The organism is Stenotrophomonas sp. CASM101 (genome assembly GCF_049384845.1).
GTDB classification, from domain to species: Bacteria; Pseudomonadota; Gammaproteobacteria; order Xanthomonadales; family Xanthomonadaceae; genus Stenotrophomonas; species Stenotrophomonas hibiscicola.
On the sequence record NZ_JBMRFR010000014.1, the window covers coordinates 63,201 to 82,355 of the forward strand.

At 68.1% G+C, this 19,155-nt stretch carries 15 protein-coding genes; 11 read left to right on the forward strand and 4 right to left on the reverse strand.

The window, feature by feature from the left end; all coding sequences use genetic code 11:
* Positions 1–168: 168 nt before the first annotated feature.
* On the reverse strand, positions 169–726 hold the full coding sequence (locus tag VG543_RS16840) for a DUF2058 domain-containing protein (protein ID WP_207049881.1): 558 nt from the start codon (positions 724–726) through the stop codon (positions 169–171).
* Positions 727–789: 63 nt separating this feature from the next.
* On the opposite strand from VG543_RS16840, the gene VG543_RS16845 reads away from it, so the two are divergent.
* The 3 genes from VG543_RS16845 to VG543_RS16855 all read left to right on the forward strand — a co-directional run bounded on the left by VG543_RS16845 (position 790) and on the right by VG543_RS16855 (position 3,698).
* Positions 790–1,290: a M48 family metallopeptidase gene (locus VG543_RS16845; protein ID WP_021203991.1), complete on the forward strand. Its 501-nt coding sequence runs from the start codon at positions 790–792 to the stop codon at positions 1,288–1,290.
* A 47-nt stretch (positions 1,291–1,337) separates the two neighbouring features.
* Complete coding sequence (locus tag VG543_RS16850; RefSeq protein WP_019662144.1) at positions 1,338–2,036, forward strand: RNA pseudouridine synthase; 699 nt, start codon at positions 1,338–1,340, stop codon at positions 2,034–2,036.
* 69 nt (positions 2,037–2,105) lie between these two features.
* Positions 2,106–3,698, forward strand: coding sequence for a phospholipase D family protein (locus tag VG543_RS16855; RefSeq protein WP_251103415.1), 1,593 nt, complete (start codon positions 2,106–2,108; stop codon positions 3,696–3,698).
* Positions 3,699–3,701: 3 nt separating this feature from the next.
* On the opposite strand, the gene VG543_RS16860 is transcribed toward VG543_RS16855, so the two are convergent.
* Complete coding sequence (locus tag VG543_RS16860) at positions 3,702–4,778, reverse strand: HDOD domain-containing protein (protein WP_423179218.1); 1,077 nt, start codon at positions 4,776–4,778, stop codon at positions 3,702–3,704.
* A gap of 277 nt (positions 4,779–5,055) precedes the next feature.
* Here VG543_RS16860 and VG543_RS16865 point away from each other — a divergent pair, with 277 nt between their 5' ends.
* Positions 5,056–6,153 (forward strand): Glu/Leu/Phe/Val dehydrogenase dimerization domain-containing protein, encoded by a 1,098-nt coding sequence (locus tag VG543_RS16865; RefSeq protein ID WP_019662147.1) that lies wholly within the window; start codon positions 5,056–5,058, stop codon positions 6,151–6,153.
* Positions 6,154–6,199: 46 nt separating this feature from the next.
* On the opposite strand, the gene VG543_RS16870 is transcribed toward VG543_RS16865, so the two are convergent.
* The gene (locus VG543_RS16870) at positions 6,200–9,040 is read right to left on the reverse strand and encodes a S8 family serine peptidase (RefSeq protein ID WP_423179217.1); all 2,841 of its coding nucleotides are present in this window, start codon (positions 9,038–9,040) and stop codon (positions 6,200–6,202) included.
* 183 nt (positions 9,041–9,223) lie between these two features.
* Between VG543_RS16870 and VG543_RS16875 the strand changes: the two genes are divergently transcribed.
* The 3 genes from VG543_RS16875 (at position 9,224) to VG543_RS16885 (ending at position 11,432) form a co-directional block, all read left to right on the forward strand.
* Positions 9,224–10,399: a thiolase family protein gene (locus tag VG543_RS16875; protein ID WP_019662149.1), complete on the forward strand. Its 1,176-nt coding sequence runs from the start codon at positions 9,224–9,226 to the stop codon at positions 10,397–10,399.
* Between the two features lie 124 nt (positions 10,400–10,523).
* Positions 10,524–10,865 (forward strand): hypothetical protein, encoded by a 342-nt coding sequence (locus VG543_RS16880; RefSeq protein ID WP_019662150.1) that lies wholly within the window; start codon positions 10,524–10,526, stop codon positions 10,863–10,865.
* A gap of 156 nt (positions 10,866–11,021) precedes the next feature.
* Positions 11,022–11,432 carry a hypothetical protein gene (locus VG543_RS16885; RefSeq protein WP_019662151.1) on the forward strand — a complete coding sequence of 137 codons (411 nt, stop codon included), beginning with the start codon at positions 11,022–11,024 and terminating at the stop codon, positions 11,430–11,432.
* A gap of 281 nt (positions 11,433–11,713) precedes the next feature.
* On the opposite strand, the gene VG543_RS16890 is transcribed toward VG543_RS16885, so the two are convergent.
* Positions 11,714–13,351 carry an acyl-CoA dehydrogenase family protein gene (locus VG543_RS16890; RefSeq protein ID WP_019662152.1) on the reverse strand — a complete coding sequence of 546 codons (1,638 nt, stop codon included), beginning with the start codon at positions 13,349–13,351 and terminating at the stop codon, positions 11,714–11,716.
* Positions 13,352–13,464: 113 nt separating this feature from the next.
* Here VG543_RS16890 and VG543_RS16895 point away from each other — a divergent pair, with 113 nt between their 5' ends.
* The 4 genes from VG543_RS16895 (at position 13,465) to pdeM (ending at position 19,154) form a co-directional block, all read left to right on the forward strand.
* Entirely contained in the window at positions 13,465–14,463 is a 999-nt protein-coding gene (locus VG543_RS16895; protein WP_423179216.1) for a ligase-associated DNA damage response exonuclease, read from the forward strand.
* Positions 14,460–16,067 (forward strand): ATP-dependent DNA ligase, encoded by a 1,608-nt coding sequence (locus VG543_RS16900; RefSeq protein WP_423179215.1) that lies wholly within the window; start codon positions 14,460–14,462, stop codon positions 16,065–16,067. The genes VG543_RS16895 and VG543_RS16900 overlap by 4 nt, the downstream gene beginning before the upstream one ends.
* A gap of 77 nt (positions 16,068–16,144) precedes the next feature.
* The gene (locus VG543_RS16905; protein WP_423181122.1) at positions 16,145–18,523 is read left to right on the forward strand and encodes a ligase-associated DNA damage response DEXH box helicase; all 2,379 of its coding nucleotides are present in this window, start codon (positions 16,145–16,147) and stop codon (positions 18,521–18,523) included.
* Entirely contained in the window at positions 18,513–19,154 is a 642-nt protein-coding gene (gene pdeM, locus VG543_RS16910; protein WP_019662156.1) for a ligase-associated DNA damage response endonuclease PdeM, read from the forward strand. The genes VG543_RS16905 and pdeM overlap by 11 nt, the downstream gene beginning before the upstream one ends.
* Position 19,155: the final 1 nt, after the last annotated feature.

Here is a 19,155-nt window from a genome sequence, read left to right on the forward strand (position 1 = left end):
CCATCCTCCGCAGGTGTGTCGCCTGATATGGAGACGATACACCCCGGCAAAAAGGCACGCCTTAATGTAGAGCCGAGCGACGCTCGGCTGCTCTTCAGGAAGACGAACAGAGCACGGATGGGTTCGATCAATCCGATTGCGACTTAATCCCCTCCGTCCCCTTTTTGTTTACCAGATGAGGTCGTCCGGTACCTGGAACTGCGCGTAGTAGGCGTCGTCCTCGGCGTTGCCGGTGGAGATCTCGGCGGTCGAGCCCGGCTGGCCGTGGTCGACGATGATCGCTTCGGGCGCGCGTTCACGCACCTTTTCGGCGGCAGCACGCGGCAACACGGCGTAACCGTCACCATGGGCAACGATGACCAGAACGCCCACCGACAGCGCCTTGCGCAGCTTGGGGTCGATCAGCAGGGTGCGGATCGCCGTGCCATCGCTGAAGCGGTACTCGTCATCGCCCTTGTGGGGCACGGCATGGGCCGCGATGATCTGCTTCGCCTGCGCCTTCTGTTCAGCTTGCCTGGCCTGGGCATTGCGCTCGGCGGCCAGCGCGCGGTCGCGCTCGACCTTCTCGGCGCGGGCACGCTCAGCCTCGCGCTGGACCTCGGCCGACGTCGATTCGGCCTTGCCTTGCCGCGCCTTGGCCTGCTCGCGCGCGGCGGCGCTGGCCTGCGACTTCTTGGCCAGGCCGGCCTTGAGCAATTGTTCCTGCAGCGCGTTGGGCTTTGCCATGGTCGATGTGTACCGCGTGTAATCTTGGATGTCCCCATTCTACCGACGCCCCGCCACCCCTGCATGGCAGTCCTGAAGTACCTCACCGGCTATCCCGAACCCCTGGTCGCCCAGGTCAGCGACCTGCTGGCACAGGGCAAGCTCGGCCCATGGCTGCAGCAGCGCTACCCCGACCCGCACACCGTGCGCAGCGACCGCCAGCTGTACGACTACACGCAGGAGCTGAAGGACCGCTACCTGCGCAAGTCGGTGCCGCTCAACAAGGTCTGCTACGACAACACGCTGGAAGTGATCAAGCACGCGCTGGGTACCCATACCGCCATCTCGCGCGTTCACGGCGGCCGCCTCAAGGCCAGCCGCGAGATCCGCATCGCCACCGTGTTCCGCCAGGCACCGGCAGCGTTCCTGCGCATGATCGTGGTGCATGAGCTGGCCCACCTGAAGGAAGCCGACCACAACAAGGCCTTCTATCAGCTGTGCCAGCACATGGAGCCGGATTACCTGCAGCTGGAATTCGATACCCGCCTGTACCTGACCGAGCTGGCCAACCGCGGCCAGCGCTGACCGGCCGCAGCAGCTACACTGCGCGCCCACTGCCCGACCTGCCTGCCATGGAACCGATCCGTCTCGACAAACGCCTGTCCGCCCTGCTCGGCATTCCGCGCGGCGAAGCGCGGCGCTACATCGAAGGCGGCTGGGTCACGGTCAATGGCGAGGTGGTGGAACAGCCGCAGCGTCCGGTCGATGACAGCGCGGTGATCGTGGTGGCCGAGCAGGCCAGCGATGAAAAGGCCGAGCGGGTCAGCATGCTGCTGCACAAACCGGCTGGCGTTGCCGCCGAAACCCTGTGCGCGCTGGTCAGCAGTGACAGCCGCAGCGAGCTGGACGCCAGCGACATCCGCCCGCTGCAGCGCCACTTCCACGGACTGCAGCTGGCGGCCGCCCTTCCGGCCAGCGACAGCGGCCTGGTGGTGGTCAGCCAGGACCCGGCCACGCTGGCCCATCTTCAGCGCAACCTGGGACGCACCGAGCAGGAATACCTGATCGAGGTCGCCGAAGGCGGCCCCGAGCGTGGCCCATGGCTGCTGGCACGCCTGCAGCAGGAATCCGGCGGTGCCAAGGTCAGCTGGCAGAGCGAGCAGCGCCTGCGCTTCGCGGGCAAGGGCCTGACCGCCAAGGGCCTGCGCGTGGCGGTCACCGCGGCCGGCCTGCAGGTGACGGCCGTGCGTCGGCTGCGTATTGGCCGCGTGGCACTGGGACCGCTGCCTGCGGGGCAGTGGCGTTACCTGGGCAGCGACGAGCGGTTCTGACAGGGAAGTCCCTGTCATCCACGCATGGCGTGGATCTTCTGCGATGCACCGTCTGCCTTTGATCCACGCGTGGCGTGGATCTACCATCGGCGCATGAGCCTGCCCAAGCCCCTGTGGCGACGTCTGCTTCGCGTTGCTGCAATCATCCTCGCCACACTGGTGCTGCTGGTCCTGTCCGGGCTGCTGCTGGCCGACCATCTCACCCCGCAGGCACGGGGCACGCCCTCGCACGTGCTGCCGCTGCAGCCGGCACAGACGCGGATCGACCGGCAGATCGTTCCGTTGCAGGAGGCCCATCCCGGCCAGTCCGGCGTGGCCTTCCTCAGCGATGGCATGGATGCCTTCGCCGCGCGCGCGATGATCACCACCCACGCCGGGCGCAGCCTGGACCTGCAGTACTACATCTGGCACGACGACCTGATCGGCCACCTGATGGCCAAGGCGTTGTACGACGCCGCCGAACGCGGCGTGCGCGTGCGCATCCTGCTCGACGACATGAACGCCAAGGACAAGGACGCCCTGATGATGGCGCTGGACCGGCACCCCAACATTGAAATCCGCCTCTACAACCCGTTCCGCAACCGGACCGGCCTGCTGCGCATGGTGGAGATGGTGCAACGGTTCTTCAGCGTGAACCACCGCATGCACAACAAGAGCTGGATTGCCGACGGCCGCGTCGCGATCGTCGGCGGCCGCAACATCGGCGAGGAATACTTCAGCGCGCGCACCGATGTGAACTTCCAGGACCTGGACCTGCTGGTCGCCGGCCCTGCCGTGGAGCAGGCCAGCCGGATCTTCGACGACTACTGGAACAGCGAGGCCGCCATTCCGGTATCGGCGCTTGCCTTCCATACCGATGCCCAGCTGCGCCTGCTGGTACGCGAATCGGACCATGAGGCCCAGCGTGACGTGGCCCAGCCCTACCTTGCGCGCGTGGCCGAATCGCGCAGGCGGCAGCGCCCGAGTCCCGAGCCATTGCGCTGGAGCCGTGCAGTGCGCATCGTCTCGGACCCGCCGATGAAGCACCGCGACGATGATCGCGGCGCGTGGCTGGTTTCGACGCTGACCAGCGAGCTGCAGGCCGCCCGGCACAAGGCCCTGTTGATCTCGCCCTACTTCGTGCCCGGCAACGAGGGCCTGGATGGCTTTTCGGCCATGGCCCGGCGGGGCGTGCAGGTCGGCGTGGTCACCAACTCACTGGCTGCCAATGACGTCGCCGCGGTGCACGGCGGCTACATGGGCTACCGCGTGCCGTTGCTCGAAGCCGGCGTCCACCTGTATGAGCTGAAGGCACAAGGGCAGTCCGGCGATGCGGGCGTGTTCGGCAGCAGCGGCGCCAGCCTGCACACCAAGGCGTTCCTGGTCGATGACCGCCGCGGCTTCGTCGGCTCATTCAACCTCGATCCGCGCTCGGCCTACCTGAACACTGAAATGGGTGTGCTGTTCGACGATCCATTGCTGGGTGCACAGCTGCGCGGCGAGTACCTGCGCCTGGCGGATCCCAGGCACAGCTGGTGGCTGGCGCTGGACGACCGTCGCCGGTTGCGCTGGCTGGAGCGCGAACCACCACCGCACTGGGCGGAGGAAGAGCCAGGGGCAACGGCGCGCAAACGCTGGTTGTCGCGGGTGATCAGCTGGCTACCGCTGGAATCGCAGCTGTAACGCTCAGCGCCCCGGATCGGTGGCTTCCTGCCCGGCATCATCCAGCGTTTCCACGCTGCGCCCATGCAGTCGCCGCCAGATCCAGCGCAATGCATGCGGCGGTGCCGAAGGCAGCTGTTCCAGCAGGGCCAGCATGCGGCTCTGGCTGGCATGCCCATGGCGGCACAGCAGGCTGGCCGCCGCAGCGGCGCTGGCCAGGCGCAGGCTGTCGGCCAGCGGGCCCTCGGCCTCCGGCAACAGCGCCTGATGCACCGGCTCGGGCAGCTCCCAGGCAGCCGCCACCCGTTGTGCCAGCGGTAACGACCACTGCTGAAGCAGCTGCAGTGCCAGCGCCGGCTCCACGGTTTCACCACGCGCCTGGGCTTCCTGCAGCAGCTGGCGCATCACCAGCGCCGCGCCCAGGCCCTGCACCAGGCCCAGCCACTGCGCGGCGAAAGCATCACCGAAGGTAACCGTGCGTGCGTGGTCTGCAGCCGCGCGCGAGGCCAGCAGTGCGTGCTCCCAGATGATCGTGCTGAACTGCGGGAACGCATCGCACTGCATCTGCATCACCGGCTGTACCAGTACCGCGCTGATGATCTGCCGAACGCCTTCGGTACCGACCAGGGTCACCGCCCGCTGCAGGCTTTCCACGGGCCGCTCGTGCACCTTGTAGGCGGGGCTGTTGGCGATGCGCAGCAGGTTGCCGGTCAGCACCGGGTCCTGGCCGATGATCGCGGCCATCACCCGCGCGGAGGCGGCATCGTCGTTGACGGTCTGGATCAGCTGCGGCAGCAGCTGCGGACGGCGCGGCAACTGCCGGGTAGCCCAGTCGCGGTCCTGCAGCGCGCGTGCCACCGCTTCCCCCAACGCCGGATCCTGTACAGGCGCCGGCTCACCGGCCAGTCGTTGGTACAACGCCAACGCGTGCAGGCCGCGCTGCAGATGTGCGGCGATCTCCGCAGACGGCAGGGCCTCACCCTGCAGGCTCGCAGCCGCTGCCGCCACTGCCTGTCGCGATACCGCCGCCAAGCGGGACGGCGCAGCCCCGGTCGAGCGCGCCAGCCAGCCGCGCAGTGATCGCCACCAGGCCGCTGTCATCGCCGCCTGCCCTGTCGTTGTGGTGCCCTTGCCGTCACTGACCGCCTGCCTCTTCACGCGAATCCGGCCACCCGCCGTCGTCGCAGCATCGGCCGCACTTTCATCTTCTTTAACCGGAAGGCATGCGATGTCGACGGCACCGGCCGGGGGAATGGACTAGAATGGCGCCGCGCGACCCGTCCCCCTGCACCGACGACGTCGCTTTTTTTGTTTTGGGACCCTACCGTTCACTGGCCGTTCGCTGCAGTTCGCCGCTGATCGCGCCATCGGAGACGCCATGCTATTCGAAACCCTCGCCACCACCGGCCACGAACAGGTGGTGTTCTGCCACAACCACGACGCCGGCCTGAAGGCGATCATCGCCATCCACAACACCACCCTTGGCCCGGCCCTGGGCGGCGTGCGCATGCGTCCTTACGCCAGCACCGACGAGGCGCTGGCCGATGCGCTGCGCCTGAGCCGGACGATGACCTACAAGAATGCACTGGCCGGCCTCAACGTCGGTGGCGGCAAGGCGGTGATCATCGGCGACCCCAAAGCGGACAAGACCGAAGTGCTGTTCCGTGCCTTCGGCCGCTATGTCGATTCGCTGGGCGGACGCTACATCACCGCCGAGGACGTCGGCACCGATGTCAACGACATGGAGAACATCTACCTGGAGAGCCAGTTCGTGACCGGCGTGCACCAGGTCCATGGCGGCTCCGGCGATCCGGCCCCGTTCACCGCCTACGGCGCGCTTCAGGCGTTGATGGCGTCGATGCGCTTCAAGTTCGGCCATGAGGAAGTGGGCAAGACCAGCATCGCGGTGCAGGGCCTGGGTCACATCGGGATGGAACTGGTGAAGCTGCTGCGTGACCGCGGTGCCAAGCTGTATGTCACCGACCTGGACAGCGCGCTGGTTGACCGCGCGGTCAGCGACTTCGGCGCTGAAGCGGTCAAGCCGGACGAGATCCATGAAGTGAATGCCGATGTGTTCGCACCGTGTGCGCTGGAAGGCGCGATCAACGCCGACACCCTGCCGCGGATCAAGGCAAAGATCATCTGCGGCACCGCCAACAACCAGTTGTCGAGCCTGGAAATCGGCGACGAACTGCATGCGCGCGGCATCCTGTATGCGCCGGACTATGCGGTCAATGCTGGTGGCGTGATGAACGTGTCGCTGGAGATCGACGGCTACAACCGCGAACGCGCGATGCGCCTGATCCGCAGCATCTATCACAACCTCACCCGCATCTTCGAACTGTCGCAGCGCGAGAACATCGCGCCGCAGCGAGCGGCCGACCGCATCGCCGAAAGCCGCATCCTGTCGATCGGCAAATTGAAGATGCCGCTGGGCCGCAGCACCCCGCGCCTGGGCAACCTGCGCGGCGGCTGAGCGCGTCGATGTCGCGCCGGGGCTGGCGTCCCGGCGCGACTGTCACTCAGAACCCGGTGCTGTAGCGCAACGCCGCCTGGCGCGCGCCCTCGCCCCCGACGCGCTGGTCGAAGCCCAGGCTCAGGCGGCCACTGCGACCCCACCACGATTCCAGCGCCATGCCGATCAGCGCACTGCCGCGCGGCGCATTCCAGCCCGCCAGTGGTGCCCAGGCATCGACGCCGACGAAACTGGCCTGCCACGCCGCATCGGCACCCTCGAGCCGCTGCTGCCACTCGGCATGCCCGCGCAGGGTCCAGCGCCCCCAGCCACGCTCGCCGCGGATGCCGGCCAGCATCTGGCTGCGCTGCACGCGGTTGGCATCGCCACGCAGGCCGAAGCCGAACCCGCCCAGTTCGTTGAACGCATCGGTATCCACGCGCGTGGTGCTGGCGCCCAGATACGGTGTCAACGAGGCACCCGCGCGGCCGAAGCGATAGCCGCCTTCGACACTGGCACTGCTGAAGCGCCCGCCATAGCGGGCCGAAACACCGTAACTACCCGCGCCCAGCAGCAGTTGGCGATCCAGCGCCCGGGTGAACTGCCCGCTGCCGATCTGGGCCAGCGCATAGCCCCGGCCCAGATTCCAGCCCGCGTAAAGCTGTGCCTGCGCCTGGCGATCACGCCCGCGATCGCCGCCGAAGCTGCTGCCACCGTTGCTGCGGGTCTCGCCGAAGGCCACACCCATCAGCCCGGTGCTGCCCAGCGGCAGGTCCTGGCCGGCCATCCAACCGCGGCTGTCGGCGGCGTTGCCGGCAAAGCTGCCCTGCCCGGCCTGGCCGAGCGCACTCTGCCAGGCCCCGCGCAGGCGCGGCGCCGCCTGCACGCGATCAAAGCGCTCTGCGATGGCACGGCGTGACATGTCGATGCTGTCGAAGGTGACCGCTTCGGCCCGCGCGTGCGCCTGCCCGGACAGGCTCTGCAGACTAGCCTCGAGGCCGTTGCTGCCACCGCCGGTCCACTGCAGCGCCCCGGCGGCCGTACCGAAGGCCGATCCCTGCAGTCCTGCATTCTTGTCGAGCGCGGCAAATGCACCCTCCAGCCGCTGTGCTGCCGCCTGGGCGGAAGCCCCCAGGCCGCTGGCTGCCCCGGTGACACTGACCTGGGTCAGGTTCAACCAGGCGTTGTTGCTGTCGTAGCCATAGCTGCTCTGCAACAGCGACAGTCCCTGCAGGCCGCTGGAGGTGGCCGGCGTACTGAAGGCACCACTGAGTCCGCCGTCCGCATGGATCAGGTCCTGCCGGGTGCCGCTCTGTGGCACGTAGCCGGAGACGAAGCCATGCACGCGCACGCCACCGCCGAGGGTGGCCTTGCCGGTGACCTGCAGCGCATTGGCGCCGAGTGCGATCATCAACTGTGCGCCCGCCTGCTGGGCGTAGTCGCCCTCGATGGTGCCGGTGGTGTTGCCGGTGGTGAGGAATACGCTGCTGCCGTTGACCACGTTGCCGATCACGCGCGGCGCGCCGCCATTGAACTGCAGGCCGGTCGAATCCGGATCGGACTGGCCGAGGATGGTCACGTTGGAACGGATCACGCCACCGTCCTGCAGTGCCAGGATGCCGCGTTCGATGCGGGTGGAACCGGTATAGCTGTTGTTGCCGGCCAGCACCAGAGTGCCCCCGCCCTGCTTGACCAGGCCGCCGCTGCCGACGATGTTGTTGCGCCACGCCGAACCGCTGGAGGCCACATCCACGTTGGCAACCACATCCCCCCAGTCGAAGCGACCCGGACCGTTGATCGCACGACCGATGTCGAGCAGGCCGTAGCCGAACACCGGATCCACGCCCGGGGCGCCGATGTCCTTGGCAGTGCCCAGCAGGGTCTGCCGCACCAGGTCGTTGCTGAAATACGGATAGCGCTGCCAGACCAGCGCAGCGGCGCCGGACACCAGCGGCGCCGCGAATGACGTGCCGTAGTTCCAGTAGTAGCTGCCCCCGTTTGCATCGGGATAGACCGCGCTGCCCGGCGCTGCCAGGCAGTAGCGCGCGGCCTGGCCGCAGCCATTGGCGTAGCTGGCCAACGTGCCCGGTGCATAGGGATCCACCGCGGTCGCCACCAGCCAGCCGCGCTCCAGATCTGCCGCCGGCAGCGAGCCGGCAACGCCCAGCTGGCTGGGCAGCGCGGCCAGGCTGCTCGGTTCACTGCGGCCGTCATTGCCCGCTGCGAACACCACCAGCCCGCCGTGGTTGACCACGAAGGGGCGATACTCGGCGGCCACCTGCGCGGTGGTCGGCAGGTCGGTCCAGTACAGGCCGCCCCACGAGTTGTTCATCACCTTTACGTTGTAGCTGATCAGGTCCTGGTGCACCTGGGCCACGCCCAGCGGTCCGCTGAAGGAATTGCCCTTGCCGCTGCCATCGTCGGCGGGCGGCTTGTCGGCGATGATCCGCGCCGAAACGATCTGCGCACCAGGGGCGATGCCGCCTGGCCAGGACCCAACCGGCGCGCCGGCAGCCAGGCTGGCTACCGCCGTGCCGTGGCCCACCACGTCGTCCACCTGCAGGTTGTTGCGCGACGGATCGATGTAGTTGAGGTTGGCCACCACCCGCCCGTTCAGTGCCACCGCGTCGCGCTGCACGCCCGAATCGACGATACCGATGCGCACGTTCTGGCCGCACAGGCCGGCGGCCTGTGCGGCACGCGCATTGGTGACCGACAGATGCGCGTCGAAGGCCGGCTCCTGCGGTTTTGCCGGCGGCGGCGGCGTCGGTGGCGGGGTCGTGGGTGGCGGCGGTGGTGGCGGTGTGTCAATGCGCACGTTGCCGCCCCCGCCACCTCCGCCACAGGCTGTCAGCGCCAGTGCCAGCGCGGTTGCCAGGGCAGATTTCACCGTCGTCGTGCGTTCCATCGATTCCTTCCCATGAACATTGGCCCGTCGTTGTCCCGGCAGGCATGCGGCGCCGTCCAGCGGCGGCCCTCCCCGACCCTCTATACTTGGGCCGACCCCCACGCAGTCTGCCGGGAAACCGGGGCGCTTCCAACGGCCCACGGTCTCCTTTCCGAACATTGCTTACGCATCAACGAGATTGCCATGTCCAACATCGTCATCGCCGCCGCCAAGCGCACCGCCATCGGCTCCTTCCTCGGCCAGTTCAACGGCGTGCCGACCCCGACCCTGGGCGCGGCCGCCATCGCCGCCGCACTGGAGCAGTCGGGCATCCCGGCCAGCGACGTTTCCGAAGTCCTCATGGGCTGCGTGCTGCCGGCCAACCTCGGCCAGGCGCCCGCCCGCCAGGCGGCGATCGCTGCCGGCATTCCGCTGTCGACCGGTGCCACCACGCTGAACAAGGTCTGCGGCTCCGGCATGAAGACCATCATGCTCGGTCATGACCTGATCAAGGCCGGTTCGGCCAGCATCGTTGTCGCCGGCGGCATGGAATCGATGTCCAACGCGCCGCACATGCTGCCCAACTCGCGCACCGGCAACCGCTTCGGCAACTTCCAGGCGGTCGATCACATGGCCCACGACGGCCTGGTCAACGCTTATGACGGCAAGGCGATGGGTGAATTCGCCGAATGCGCCGTGGACAAGTACCAGTTCAGCCGCGAAGAGCAGGACGCCTACGCCATCGAATCGGTCAAGCGCGCGCAGGCAGCCCAGGCCAACGGCGCGTTCGCCGATGAAATCGTCGCGGTGAAGGTCGCCACCCGCAAGGGCGAGGTCGAGATCACCACCGACGAGCAGCCCGGCCGTTCGGACATCGCCAAGATCCCGACCCTGCGCCCGGCCTTCAAGAAGGACGGCAGTGTGACCGCCGCCAGCTCTTCCAGCATTTCCGACGGCGCTGCCGCAGTGGTCCTGCTGACCGAGGAAGATGCGGCTGCGCGCGGCATCAAGCCGTTGGCCCGAATCGTCGGCCACGCCACCCATTCGCAGGAACCGGAGTGGTTCACCACTGCCCCGATCGGCGCGCTGCGCAAGCTGCTGGACAAGACCGGCTGGTCGCTGGATCAGGTCGATCTGTTCGAAATCAATGAAGCCTTCGCTGTGGTGGCGATGGCGCCGATGCGCGAACTGGGCATTCCGCACGACAAGCTCAACGTGAATGGCGGCGCCTGTGCACTGGGCCATCCGATCGGTGCCTCCGGCGCACGCCTGGTGGTGACCCTGGTCAATGCCCTGCGCACGCGCGGTGGCAAGCGCGGCATTGCCACCCTGTGCATCGGCGGTGGCGAAGCGACCGCGATCGCCATCGAATTGATTTAAATGGATTTAACGATGATTTCGCAAAAATGAATGCGGGATCGCTTGACACCCAATCTTGGCTTGTCATCATGTTGTCGGCGCGCAGCATGCGCGTTGCCTAATTCTAACGACGAGGATTTACACAATGAGCATCAACAAGCTGCTGGTCGCGATGTCCCTGGCTCTGGCCCTGGCCGCCTGCTCGAAGCAGGAAGCTGCCCAGGACGCCGCTGCTTCGGCCAACGAAGCCGCCACCGAAGCCCAGGCTGCTGCCGACCAGGCCGCCGCTGCTGGCGCCCAGACCGCCGACGCTGCCCAGCAGGCCGCTGACACCGCCGCCACCGCTGCCGACGCTGCGACCGACGCTGCTGCCAACACCGCCGCTGCTGCCACCGACGCCGCTGCTGGCGAAGCCAAGGACGCCGCCAAGGCTGCCGAAGCTACCGCTGAGCAGGCCAAGGACGCTGCTGAAGAAGCCAAGAAGTAATCACTTCTTTCTTCACGCTGTTCCGGAAAAGCCGCTGGTTCGCCAGCGGCTTTTTCTTTGCGCCCGTGGATCGCGACTCAGCGCGCTCCGCGACCCCGTCTTCACAACGGCATGAATAGGCTGGCGTCCCCATCCATTGCAGTACCGGAGACCGCCATGAAGATTCGTCCGATCACCACCACCCTGCTGGCCGGCTCCCTGCTGCTGGCCCTGGCCGCCTGCAAGGGCCCGGAGGCCGAACAGGCCAAGCAGGACGCGCAGCAGGCCGCCGACAGCGCTGGCGTCGCTGCCCGCGATGCCGTCGACCGGGCCGCTGCCGCAACCCGCGACGCCGCCGACAAGACCGCTGCTGCTTCCGAGCAGGCCGCCGCCGATACCCAGCAGGCGCTGGACAAGGCCGCCGACGCCACCGCCAATGCCGCTGACCAGGCCAAGGTCGCCGCCACCGACGCGGCCGCGCACGCCAGCGACGCCACTGCCGACGCCGCGCAGAAGGTCGCCGACAAGGCGCGCGATGTCGCCAATGACGCCAAGGCCAACGCCGCCAAGGAAGAAGCCAAGCACTGAGCCTTACCGGCAGCCGAGCACCGGCTCGGCGCTACAGGAAAAGCCGCGGCATGGCTGCGGCTTTACTGCTTTTCGCTCGCCGCTCTTTCTGTTGATTCCGTGGTGGACGGCACGGAAACCGTCCAAGGCCGCGCGGGTAGGTTGCGCAGGGGCGTAAGCGCCATGGATGGCGCGCCCGAGCCTACAAGGACGTATTCACGGCGCCCCCTGCGCGACCTACCCGCGCGGCCCATCCATCAGTATCAGCGCCCACCACGAGGGGCACCGCCGTTGGCCATTGCCTACGGCAGCGCGCGCGCCAGCATCGCGGTCAGCTCCAGGCCCGCCGGCAGCGTCCCGAATGCCAGCCCGTGCTCTCCTTCCAGCCGGCTGCGCACGAACGCCTCGGCGATCGGGCTGCGCGCACGCAGCAGCAGCGCTGCCTGCAACAACAGCGCAGTGCGCTCGCAGAACAGTCGCGCCTGTGATTCCTCCGGTGCCGGTGCCGCTGCCCAGCGCTGCAATGCCGCTGCGTAGCGCGCATCACGGTCGGCCACCGCCGCCAGCTCGCCGCGCAATGCCGCCATCGCCTCCGGTTCACGGGCCAATGCACGCAGCACATCCAGACACTGGATGTTGCCGCTGCCTTCCCAGATCGAATTCAACGGTGCCTGCCGGTACAGGCGAGGCAGCATCGACTCCTCCACATAGCCCGCGCCGCCCAGGCATTCCTGCGCTTCATTGACGAAGGCCGGCGCACGCTTGCACAGCCAGTACTTGCCCAGTGCCGTCCCCAACCGTGCCATCGCGGCTTCATTGGCATCCACACCGGCACGATCCACCGCGCGTGCGATGCGGATCGCCAACACCGTGGCCGCTTCCGACTCCATCGCCAGATCAGCCAGCACGTTGGTCATCAACGGGTGCTCGACCAGCAGCTTGCCAAAGGTGCGGCGATGCCGTGCGTGATGCAGCGCCTGCGCCAGCGCCATGCGCATCTCCGCTGCGGCGCCCAGCATGCAGTCCAGGCGGGTCATCATCACCATGCCGATGATGGTGGCCACGCCGCGGCCCTCTTCACCCACCCGCCACGCCTGCGCGCCGCAGAACTCGACTTCGCTGGAGGCATTGGCCCAATCCCCAAGCTTGTCCTTCAACCGCATCAGGCGGAACGCATTGCGGTCACCGTCTGCCAGGCGGCGCGGCAACAGCAGGCAGGTCAGTCCTCCCGGCGCCTGCGCCAGCACCAGGAAGCCGTCGCACATCGGCGCGGAAAAGAACCACTTGTGGCCGACCAGGCGATAGCGCTCGCCATCGATCGGTTCGGCGCGGGTACTGTTGGCACGTACATCCGAGCCGCCCTGCTTCTCGGTCATGCCCATGCCCAGGGTGATGCCGGCCTTGTCCGCCACCGGCACGTCGCGCGGGTCATAGACCGGCGCTGCGGCCTTGCGTGCCCACTCGGCCAGGTGCGGCTGCGTGCGCAGCACCGCTACTGCTGCATGGGTCATCGTCAATGGGCAACTGGTGCCCGCCTCGGCCTGGTGATGCAGGTAGCTCAACACCGCACGTGCCACGTGCGCGCCGGGCTGCGGCTCATGCCAGGACAAGCCTGCGACCCCGTGCGATTTGGCCGTGTCCATCAACTGGTGATAGGCCGGATGGAACTCCACCGTGTCGATGCGATGGCCCTGCGCATCATGCGTGCGCAGGCGTGGCCGATCGCGGTTGGCATCGAAGCCGACCCGGTACAGCTCATCACCCGCCAGCGCGCCATACACCGCCAATCGTGGCGCGAAGCTGCCAGCGCCTTCGCGCTGAACGGCTTCCATCAGCGCCGCGTCGTCGGTCCACAACTGCCGCCCCGCGAACGGCGGCGGCTGGTTCAGTACCACATGGGTTTCGTAGGGCGCGTTGCTGCTGAAGCTCGGTCCACTCATCCGGTCCATCCTGGCGGCAAGAAGTGTGCGGCCCGATTGTGCCGCATGACCTGCCAAGCCCGTGTTCAGGCCGGTTCTCACCCCGTGCACGAGCCGCAGGCCACAGTGATGGCATGGCAGGCAATGACGATCTGGTGGTGTTGCGCCCCGAGGGGCTGTACTGCGCTGCGGGCGACTTCCACATCGATCCCTGGCGGCCGGTGCCGCGCGCGGTCATCACCCATGGCCACGGTGACCATGCTCGCCCGGGCATGGGCGAATACCACTGCAGCAACGGCAGCCTGCCGATCCTGCGTTGGCGCCTGGGCGACGTGCCGGTGCAGGCGCATGCCGAGGGCACCCCGTTCCGCCTGGGCCGGGTGCAGGTATCACTGCATCCAGCCGGCCACGTGCTGGGGTCCTCGCAGGTGCGCATCGACGACGGGCGGCAGGTCTGGGTGGCCTCCGGCGACTACAAGCGCCAGCCAGACCCGACCTGCGCGCCGTTCGAAGTGGTGCCCTGCGATACGTTCATCACCGAGGCAACCTTCGCCCTGCCGATCTACCGCTGGCCGGACACGCCGGCAGTCGCCGCGGAGATCGTGGCGTGGCGCCGCGAATGCGAACAGCGCGGCGAGGCGGCGATCCTGCTGTGCTATGCACTGGGCAAGGCACAACGGGTGCTGGCCGAGTTGTTGCCACTGGACGACCGCCCCGCGTGGCTGCACGGCGCCATCGCCAATGGCGTAGCGGTGTACCGGCAGGCCGGCGTACCGATGCTGGAGACGCTCACCGTGGCCGAACAGGGCCGTCAACCCGATGCCGCCGGCCAGTTGATCCTCGCCCCGCCCTCGGCTGCGGGCACGCCCTGGATGCGCCGCTTCGGGCGCCACCAGCTGGGCTTCGCCTCGGGCTGGATGCAATTGCGCGGCAACCGGCGCCGACGCAACGTCGATCGTGGCTTCGTCATTTCCGATCACGCCGATTGGCCAGCACTGCTGACGACGATCGAACAGACCGGCGCGCAGAGGGTGATCGCCACCCATGGCAATACCGATGCGCTGATTCCCTACCTGCGTGAGCGCGGCGTGGCTGCCGAAGCCTTCCGTACCGATTTCGGGAGCGAGGAATGAAAGCCTTCGCAGCGCTCTACCAACGCCTGGACCGCAGCACTGCCACGCTGGACAAGCGAGCGGCGCTGGTCGATTACTTCGGCCAGGCAGGCGCGCACGATGCGGCGTGGGCGCTGTACCTCCTCAGTGGTGGCAAGGTGGGCGGCGCACGCCGGAAGATCGCCGCCAGTGGCGAACTGCGCGCCTGGATCGCCGAGGAATCAGGGTTGCCACCGTGGCTGGTGGACGACAGCTATGCGCAGGTCGGTGACCTGGCCGAAACGCTGACCCTGCTGCTGGACGACCCACCAAACCCCTCGCCTGACCGCCCCCTGGCCGAATGGATCGAACAGCACCTGCTGGCGGTGGCCAACCAACCCGAGGCGGTGCGCCGTGCGGCGGTCGTCGCCGGCTGGCGGCAGCTGTGCAGCAGCGAACGCCTGGTGTTCAACAAGCTGCTGACCGGAGCCCTGCGCGTTGGCGCCTCGCAACGGCTGGTGCAGCAGGCGCTGGCCGAGTGGTCCGGCCTGGATATTGCCCGCATCGCCCAGCGCATGCTGGGCGAGTGGGTGCCCTCGCCCGGGCTGCTGGCCCAGCTGCTGTCGCCGGATGAGCTGCCGCTGGACCGGCAGCAGCCCTACCCCTTTTTCCTCGCCTCGCCACTGGAGGGCAGCCCTGCCGAACGACTCGGTGCGATCGACGACTGGCTGCTGGAATGGAAGTGGGATGGCATCCGCGTGCAGCTGCTGCGTCGGCGCGGCGAGGTCGCCTTGTGGTCACGTGGCGAAGAGCGGCTGGATGGTCGCTTCCCCGAAATCGAACAGGCGGCGATGGCGCTTCCCGATGGCTGCGTGCTGGATGGCGAGCTGCTGGCCTGGGACGAAGCCGCGGACCTGCCACGTGCCTTCACCGCGCTGCAGACCCGCATCCAGCGCCGCAAACCCGGCGCGGCCACCCTGCGCAACACGCCGGTGCGCGTGCTCGCCTACGACCTGCTGGAACTCGATGGCGCGGACCTGCGCGAAGTTCCATTGCAGCAACGGCGCGCGCGGCTCACCGAGGTCGTCGGTGCACTGGGCGATGCGCGCATCCAGCTGTCGCCCGACGTTGCCGCCGGCGACTGGCCGCAGGCCGCGGCGATGCGCGATGTGGCGCGCGAACGCGGCGTGGAGGGGTTGATGCTGAAGCGGCGCACGTCCTCCTACCAGGCGGGGCGACGACGCGGCGACTGGTGGAAATGGAAGGTCGATCCACTCACGATAGACGCGGTGCTGCTGTACGCACAGGCCGGGCACGGCCGACGCAGCACGCTGTACACCGACTACACCTTTGGTGTGTGGGACGGCGACACGCTGGTGCCGGTGGCCAAGGCGTATTCCGGCCTGGACGACAAGGAGATCCTCGCGCTCGACCGCTGGATCCGCGCCAACACCCGCGAGCGCTTCGGGCCGGTGCGCAGCGTACGCGCCGAACAGGTGTTCGAGCTGGGCTTTGAAGCAGTCAACCGCAGCAGCCGGCACAAGTCCGGCATCGCCGTGCGCTTCCCGCGCATCCTGCGCTGGCGCCACGACAAGCCCGCCAGCGAGGCCGATCAGCTGGCCAGCCTGAAGGCGCTGGCGCGATGACCCGCAGCCAGGCGCTGCGCCGGCTGGAAGACTGGTTTGCGTCCAGAGGCTGGCGCTCACTGCCGTTCCAGCGCGCAATGTGGCGCCACTACCTGGCGGGCGAATCCGGGTTGCTGCATACGCCCACGGGCAGCGGCAAGACACTGGCGATGTTCGGCGGGCCCCTGCTGCAGGCCATGATCGATCCGCCGCCCTTGCCCCGTCGGGCCAGCGCGGTGCGCCCACTGCAGGTGCTGTGGGTGACGCCCTTGCGCGCGTTGGCCAGTGATACCGCACGCGCACTGCAGGACGTGGTCGATGGGCTGGGGCTGGGATGGCGTGTCGGCCTGCGTAGTGGCGACGCCAGCAACCGCGAACGACGACAGGCGCGCGAGGGCCGCGTCGACGTACTGGTGACCACGCCCGAATCGCTGGCGCTGTTGTTGAGCTATCCCGACACGCTGCCGCGCATGAGCCAGCTGCGCTGCGTGGTGGTGGATGAATGGCACGAACTGCTGGGCAACAAGCGCGGCGTCCTGCTGCAGTTGAACCTGGCGGTGTTGCGCGATGCCAGGCCGGCATTGCAGCTGTGGGGTCTGTCGGCCACGCTGGGCAATCTGCAGGAGGCGCGCGACGTGCTGCTGCCTGGTCAACCGGAAGCACCGATCGTGCAGGGCGTACGGCCGCGCACACTCAGCGTGCGCAGCCTGCTGCCAGACCCCGGCGAACGCTTCCCATGGGCGGGGCATCTGGGCCTGGCACAGCTGCCACGCGTGCTGGACGCGCTGATGCAGGCACGCAGCAGCCTGCTGTTCACCAACACCCGTGCACAGGCAGAACTGTGGCATCAGGCGCTGGCCGCGGTGTGGCCGGAGGAACTGGACACGCTTGCGCTGCACCACGGCTCGCTGGATCCGGCGCTGCGCCAGCAGGTGGAAGACGGACTGCGCGCGGGCGCGCTGCGCTGCGTGGTTGCCACTTCCAGCCTTGACCTCGGCGTGGACTTCCCCGAAGTAGAACAGGTCCTGCAGCTGGGCAGCCCGAAGGGCGTGGCGCGCCTGCGCCAGCGCGCCGGACGCGCACGCCACCGCCCGGGTGCCAGCGGCGCCATCCTGTGCGTGCCCAGCCATGCGCTGGAACTGGCCGAGTACGCTGCGGTGCGCCGTGCATTGGCTGAAGGCGTGGTCGAAGCGCGCAGGCCGCCGACGCTGTCGCTGGATGTGCTGGCCCAGCACGCGGTCAGCCGTGCGCTGGCGGGCGGCTTCGACAGCACTGCGCTGCTGGAACAGGTCCGGCGTACTCATGCCTTCGCGTCGCTCGGCAACGACCAATGGCAGGCCGTGCTCACGTTCATCGTGCAGGGCGGGCAGGCCTTGGCCCAGTACCCCGATTTCCACAAGGTCGTGCGTGATGCCGATGGGTGGTACCGCATGCATGACCGCCGCCAGGCGCTGCGTCATCGGCTTTCGATCGGCACCATCAGCAGCGATGGCAGCGTGCGCGTGCAGTTCCTGCGCGGCGGCAGCCTGGGCGCCGTGGAGGAGCAGTTCGCCAGCCGGCTGCGACGTGGCGATCGTTTCCAGTTCGCCGGGCGCCTGCTGGAGCTGGTGCAGCTGCGCGACATGACCGCCTTCGTGCGGTTGGCACGAGGGCGCGGAGACGGCGTCGTGCCACGCTGGCAGGGAGGCCAGTTGCCGCTGTCGATGCCACTCGGTCGCGAGCTGGAGTGGGTACTGTCCGGCGCCGACAACAGTGCCGAATCACGCTGGCTGTCGCCCTTGCTGGCACTGCAGCAACAGTTGTCGGCGCTTCCCGGCGCGGACCACCTGCTGGTGGAACAGGTGCGGCGTCGCGAAGGCCAGTTCCTGTTCGTCTATCCCTTTGCCGGCCGCCACGTGCATGAGGCGCTGGCCGCCCTGCTGGCCTTGCGCTGTACCCGCCTGCAGCGCAACAGCATCGGCTACGCGGTGAACGACCATGGCCTGGTGCTGGCACCGGCCCAGGCGATCGATCTGGACGCAGCGCAATGGCGAGCATTGTTCACCCCCGATCAGCTGCTGGATGATCTGCGTGCCGCAGTGAACCTGGGCGAGCTGGCGCGGCGCCAGTTCCGCGGCATCGCACGTGTGGCCGGCCTGCTGGTACCCAGCCTGCCCGGTGGCATGCCGCGATCGCTGCGGCAGTTGCAGGCGTCGGCGGGCCTGCTCTTCGATGTACTGCGCGAGCACGATCCGGGCCATCTGCTGCTGGCGTTGGCCGAACGCGAAGTGCTGCACGACAGCCTTGACCTGCCGGGCTTGCGGCAGGTACTGGCAAGGATCGGCACGCAGGCGCTGTCGGTGCAATGCCCGGCGTCGCTGACGCCCCTGGGCTTCCCGCTGTGGGCCGAACGCCTGCGTGGGCAGTTCAGCAACGAGGACTGGCGTACCCGCGTGCAACGCGCGGCCAAGCAGCTGGAGCGCCGCCATGGCCGATGAACTGCTGCTGCTGCGCGCGGGCGAATCGCTTGTGCTGCTTGGCGAGCGCGCGCTGTACTGGCCCACACGGCAGGCGCTGTTGATCGCCGACCTGCACTTGGGCAAGGCCGACGTATTCCGCCGTGCCGGCATCGCGCTCCCCAGTGGTGGCACCGGGGAAGACCTCAATCGCCTGCAGGCGCTGCTGGACAGGTATGCATGCCGCGAGCTGTGGATCCTGGGCGACATCCTGCATGGACCGGCGCATCGCGCCGCGTGGTACCAGCAATGGTTGGCATGGCGCGAACGCAACGCGGCGCTGGACGTGCATGTCCTGCGCGGAAATCACGACCGCCACCTGCCGCACGCCCAGCTGCTGGTACAGATCCACGATGAAGCACACCTGCATCCGTTCATGCTTCGCCATGAGCCAGTGGCCGATGCAGGACGGCATGTGATCGCTGGGCATCTGCATCCGCAGGTCGCCCTGTCGCCGTTGCGTCGGCGCTTCCCCGTATTCTGGCTGCGTGACGGGATGACGGTCCTGCCGGCCTTCTCTGCGTTCACTGCGGGAATCGTGCCTGTTCCCGCTCCCGGCGAGCAGAGGGTCGCCTGCGTCGAGGGCAGCCTGGTCGAACTGCCCGTGACGTGAA

Bases quoted from the DNA above. Each gene is read 5' to 3' on its own strand.
- VG543_RS16875 (WP_019662149.1), top strand. From the start codon at position 9,224: ATGTCCAACATCGTCATCGCCGCCGCCAAGCGCACCGCCATCGGCTCC.
- VG543_RS16905 (WP_423181122.1), top strand. From the start codon at position 16,145: ATGTGGCGCCACTACCTGGCGGGCGAATCCGGGTTGCTGCATACGCCC.
- VG543_RS16850 (WP_019662144.1), top strand. From the start codon at position 1,338: ATGGAACCGATCCGTCTCGACAAACGCCTGTCCGCCCTGCTCGGCATT.
- VG543_RS16900 (WP_423179215.1), top strand. From the start codon at position 14,460: ATGAAAGCCTTCGCAGCGCTCTACCAACGCCTGGACCGCAGCACTGCC.
- VG543_RS16890 (WP_019662152.1), bottom strand. From the start codon at position 13,351: ATGAGTGGACCGAGCTTCAGCAGCAACGCGCCCTACGAAACCCATGTG.
- VG543_RS16845 (WP_021203991.1), top strand. From the start codon at position 790: ATGGCAGTCCTGAAGTACCTCACCGGCTATCCCGAACCCCTGGTCGCC.
- VG543_RS16860 (WP_423179218.1), bottom strand. From the start codon at position 4,778: ATGACAGCGGCCTGGTGGCGATCACTGCGCGGCTGGCTGGCGCGCTCG.
- pdeM (WP_019662156.1), top strand. From the start codon at position 18,513: ATGGCCGATGAACTGCTGCTGCTGCGCGCGGGCGAATCGCTTGTGCTG.
- VG543_RS16885 (WP_019662151.1), top strand. From the start codon at position 11,022: ATGAAGATTCGTCCGATCACCACCACCCTGCTGGCCGGCTCCCTGCTG.
- VG543_RS16870 (WP_423179217.1), bottom strand. From the start codon at position 9,040: ATGGAACGCACGACGACGGTGAAATCTGCCCTGGCAACCGCGCTGGCA.
- VG543_RS16880 (WP_019662150.1), top strand. From the start codon at position 10,524: ATGAGCATCAACAAGCTGCTGGTCGCGATGTCCCTGGCTCTGGCCCTG.
- VG543_RS16840 (WP_207049881.1), bottom strand. From the start codon at position 726: ATGGCAAAGCCCAACGCGCTGCAGGAACAATTGCTCAAGGCCGGCCTG.
- VG543_RS16865 (WP_019662147.1), top strand. From the start codon at position 5,056: ATGCTATTCGAAACCCTCGCCACCACCGGCCACGAACAGGTGGTGTTC.
- VG543_RS16895 (WP_423179216.1), top strand. From the start codon at position 13,465: ATGGCAGGCAATGACGATCTGGTGGTGTTGCGCCCCGAGGGGCTGTAC.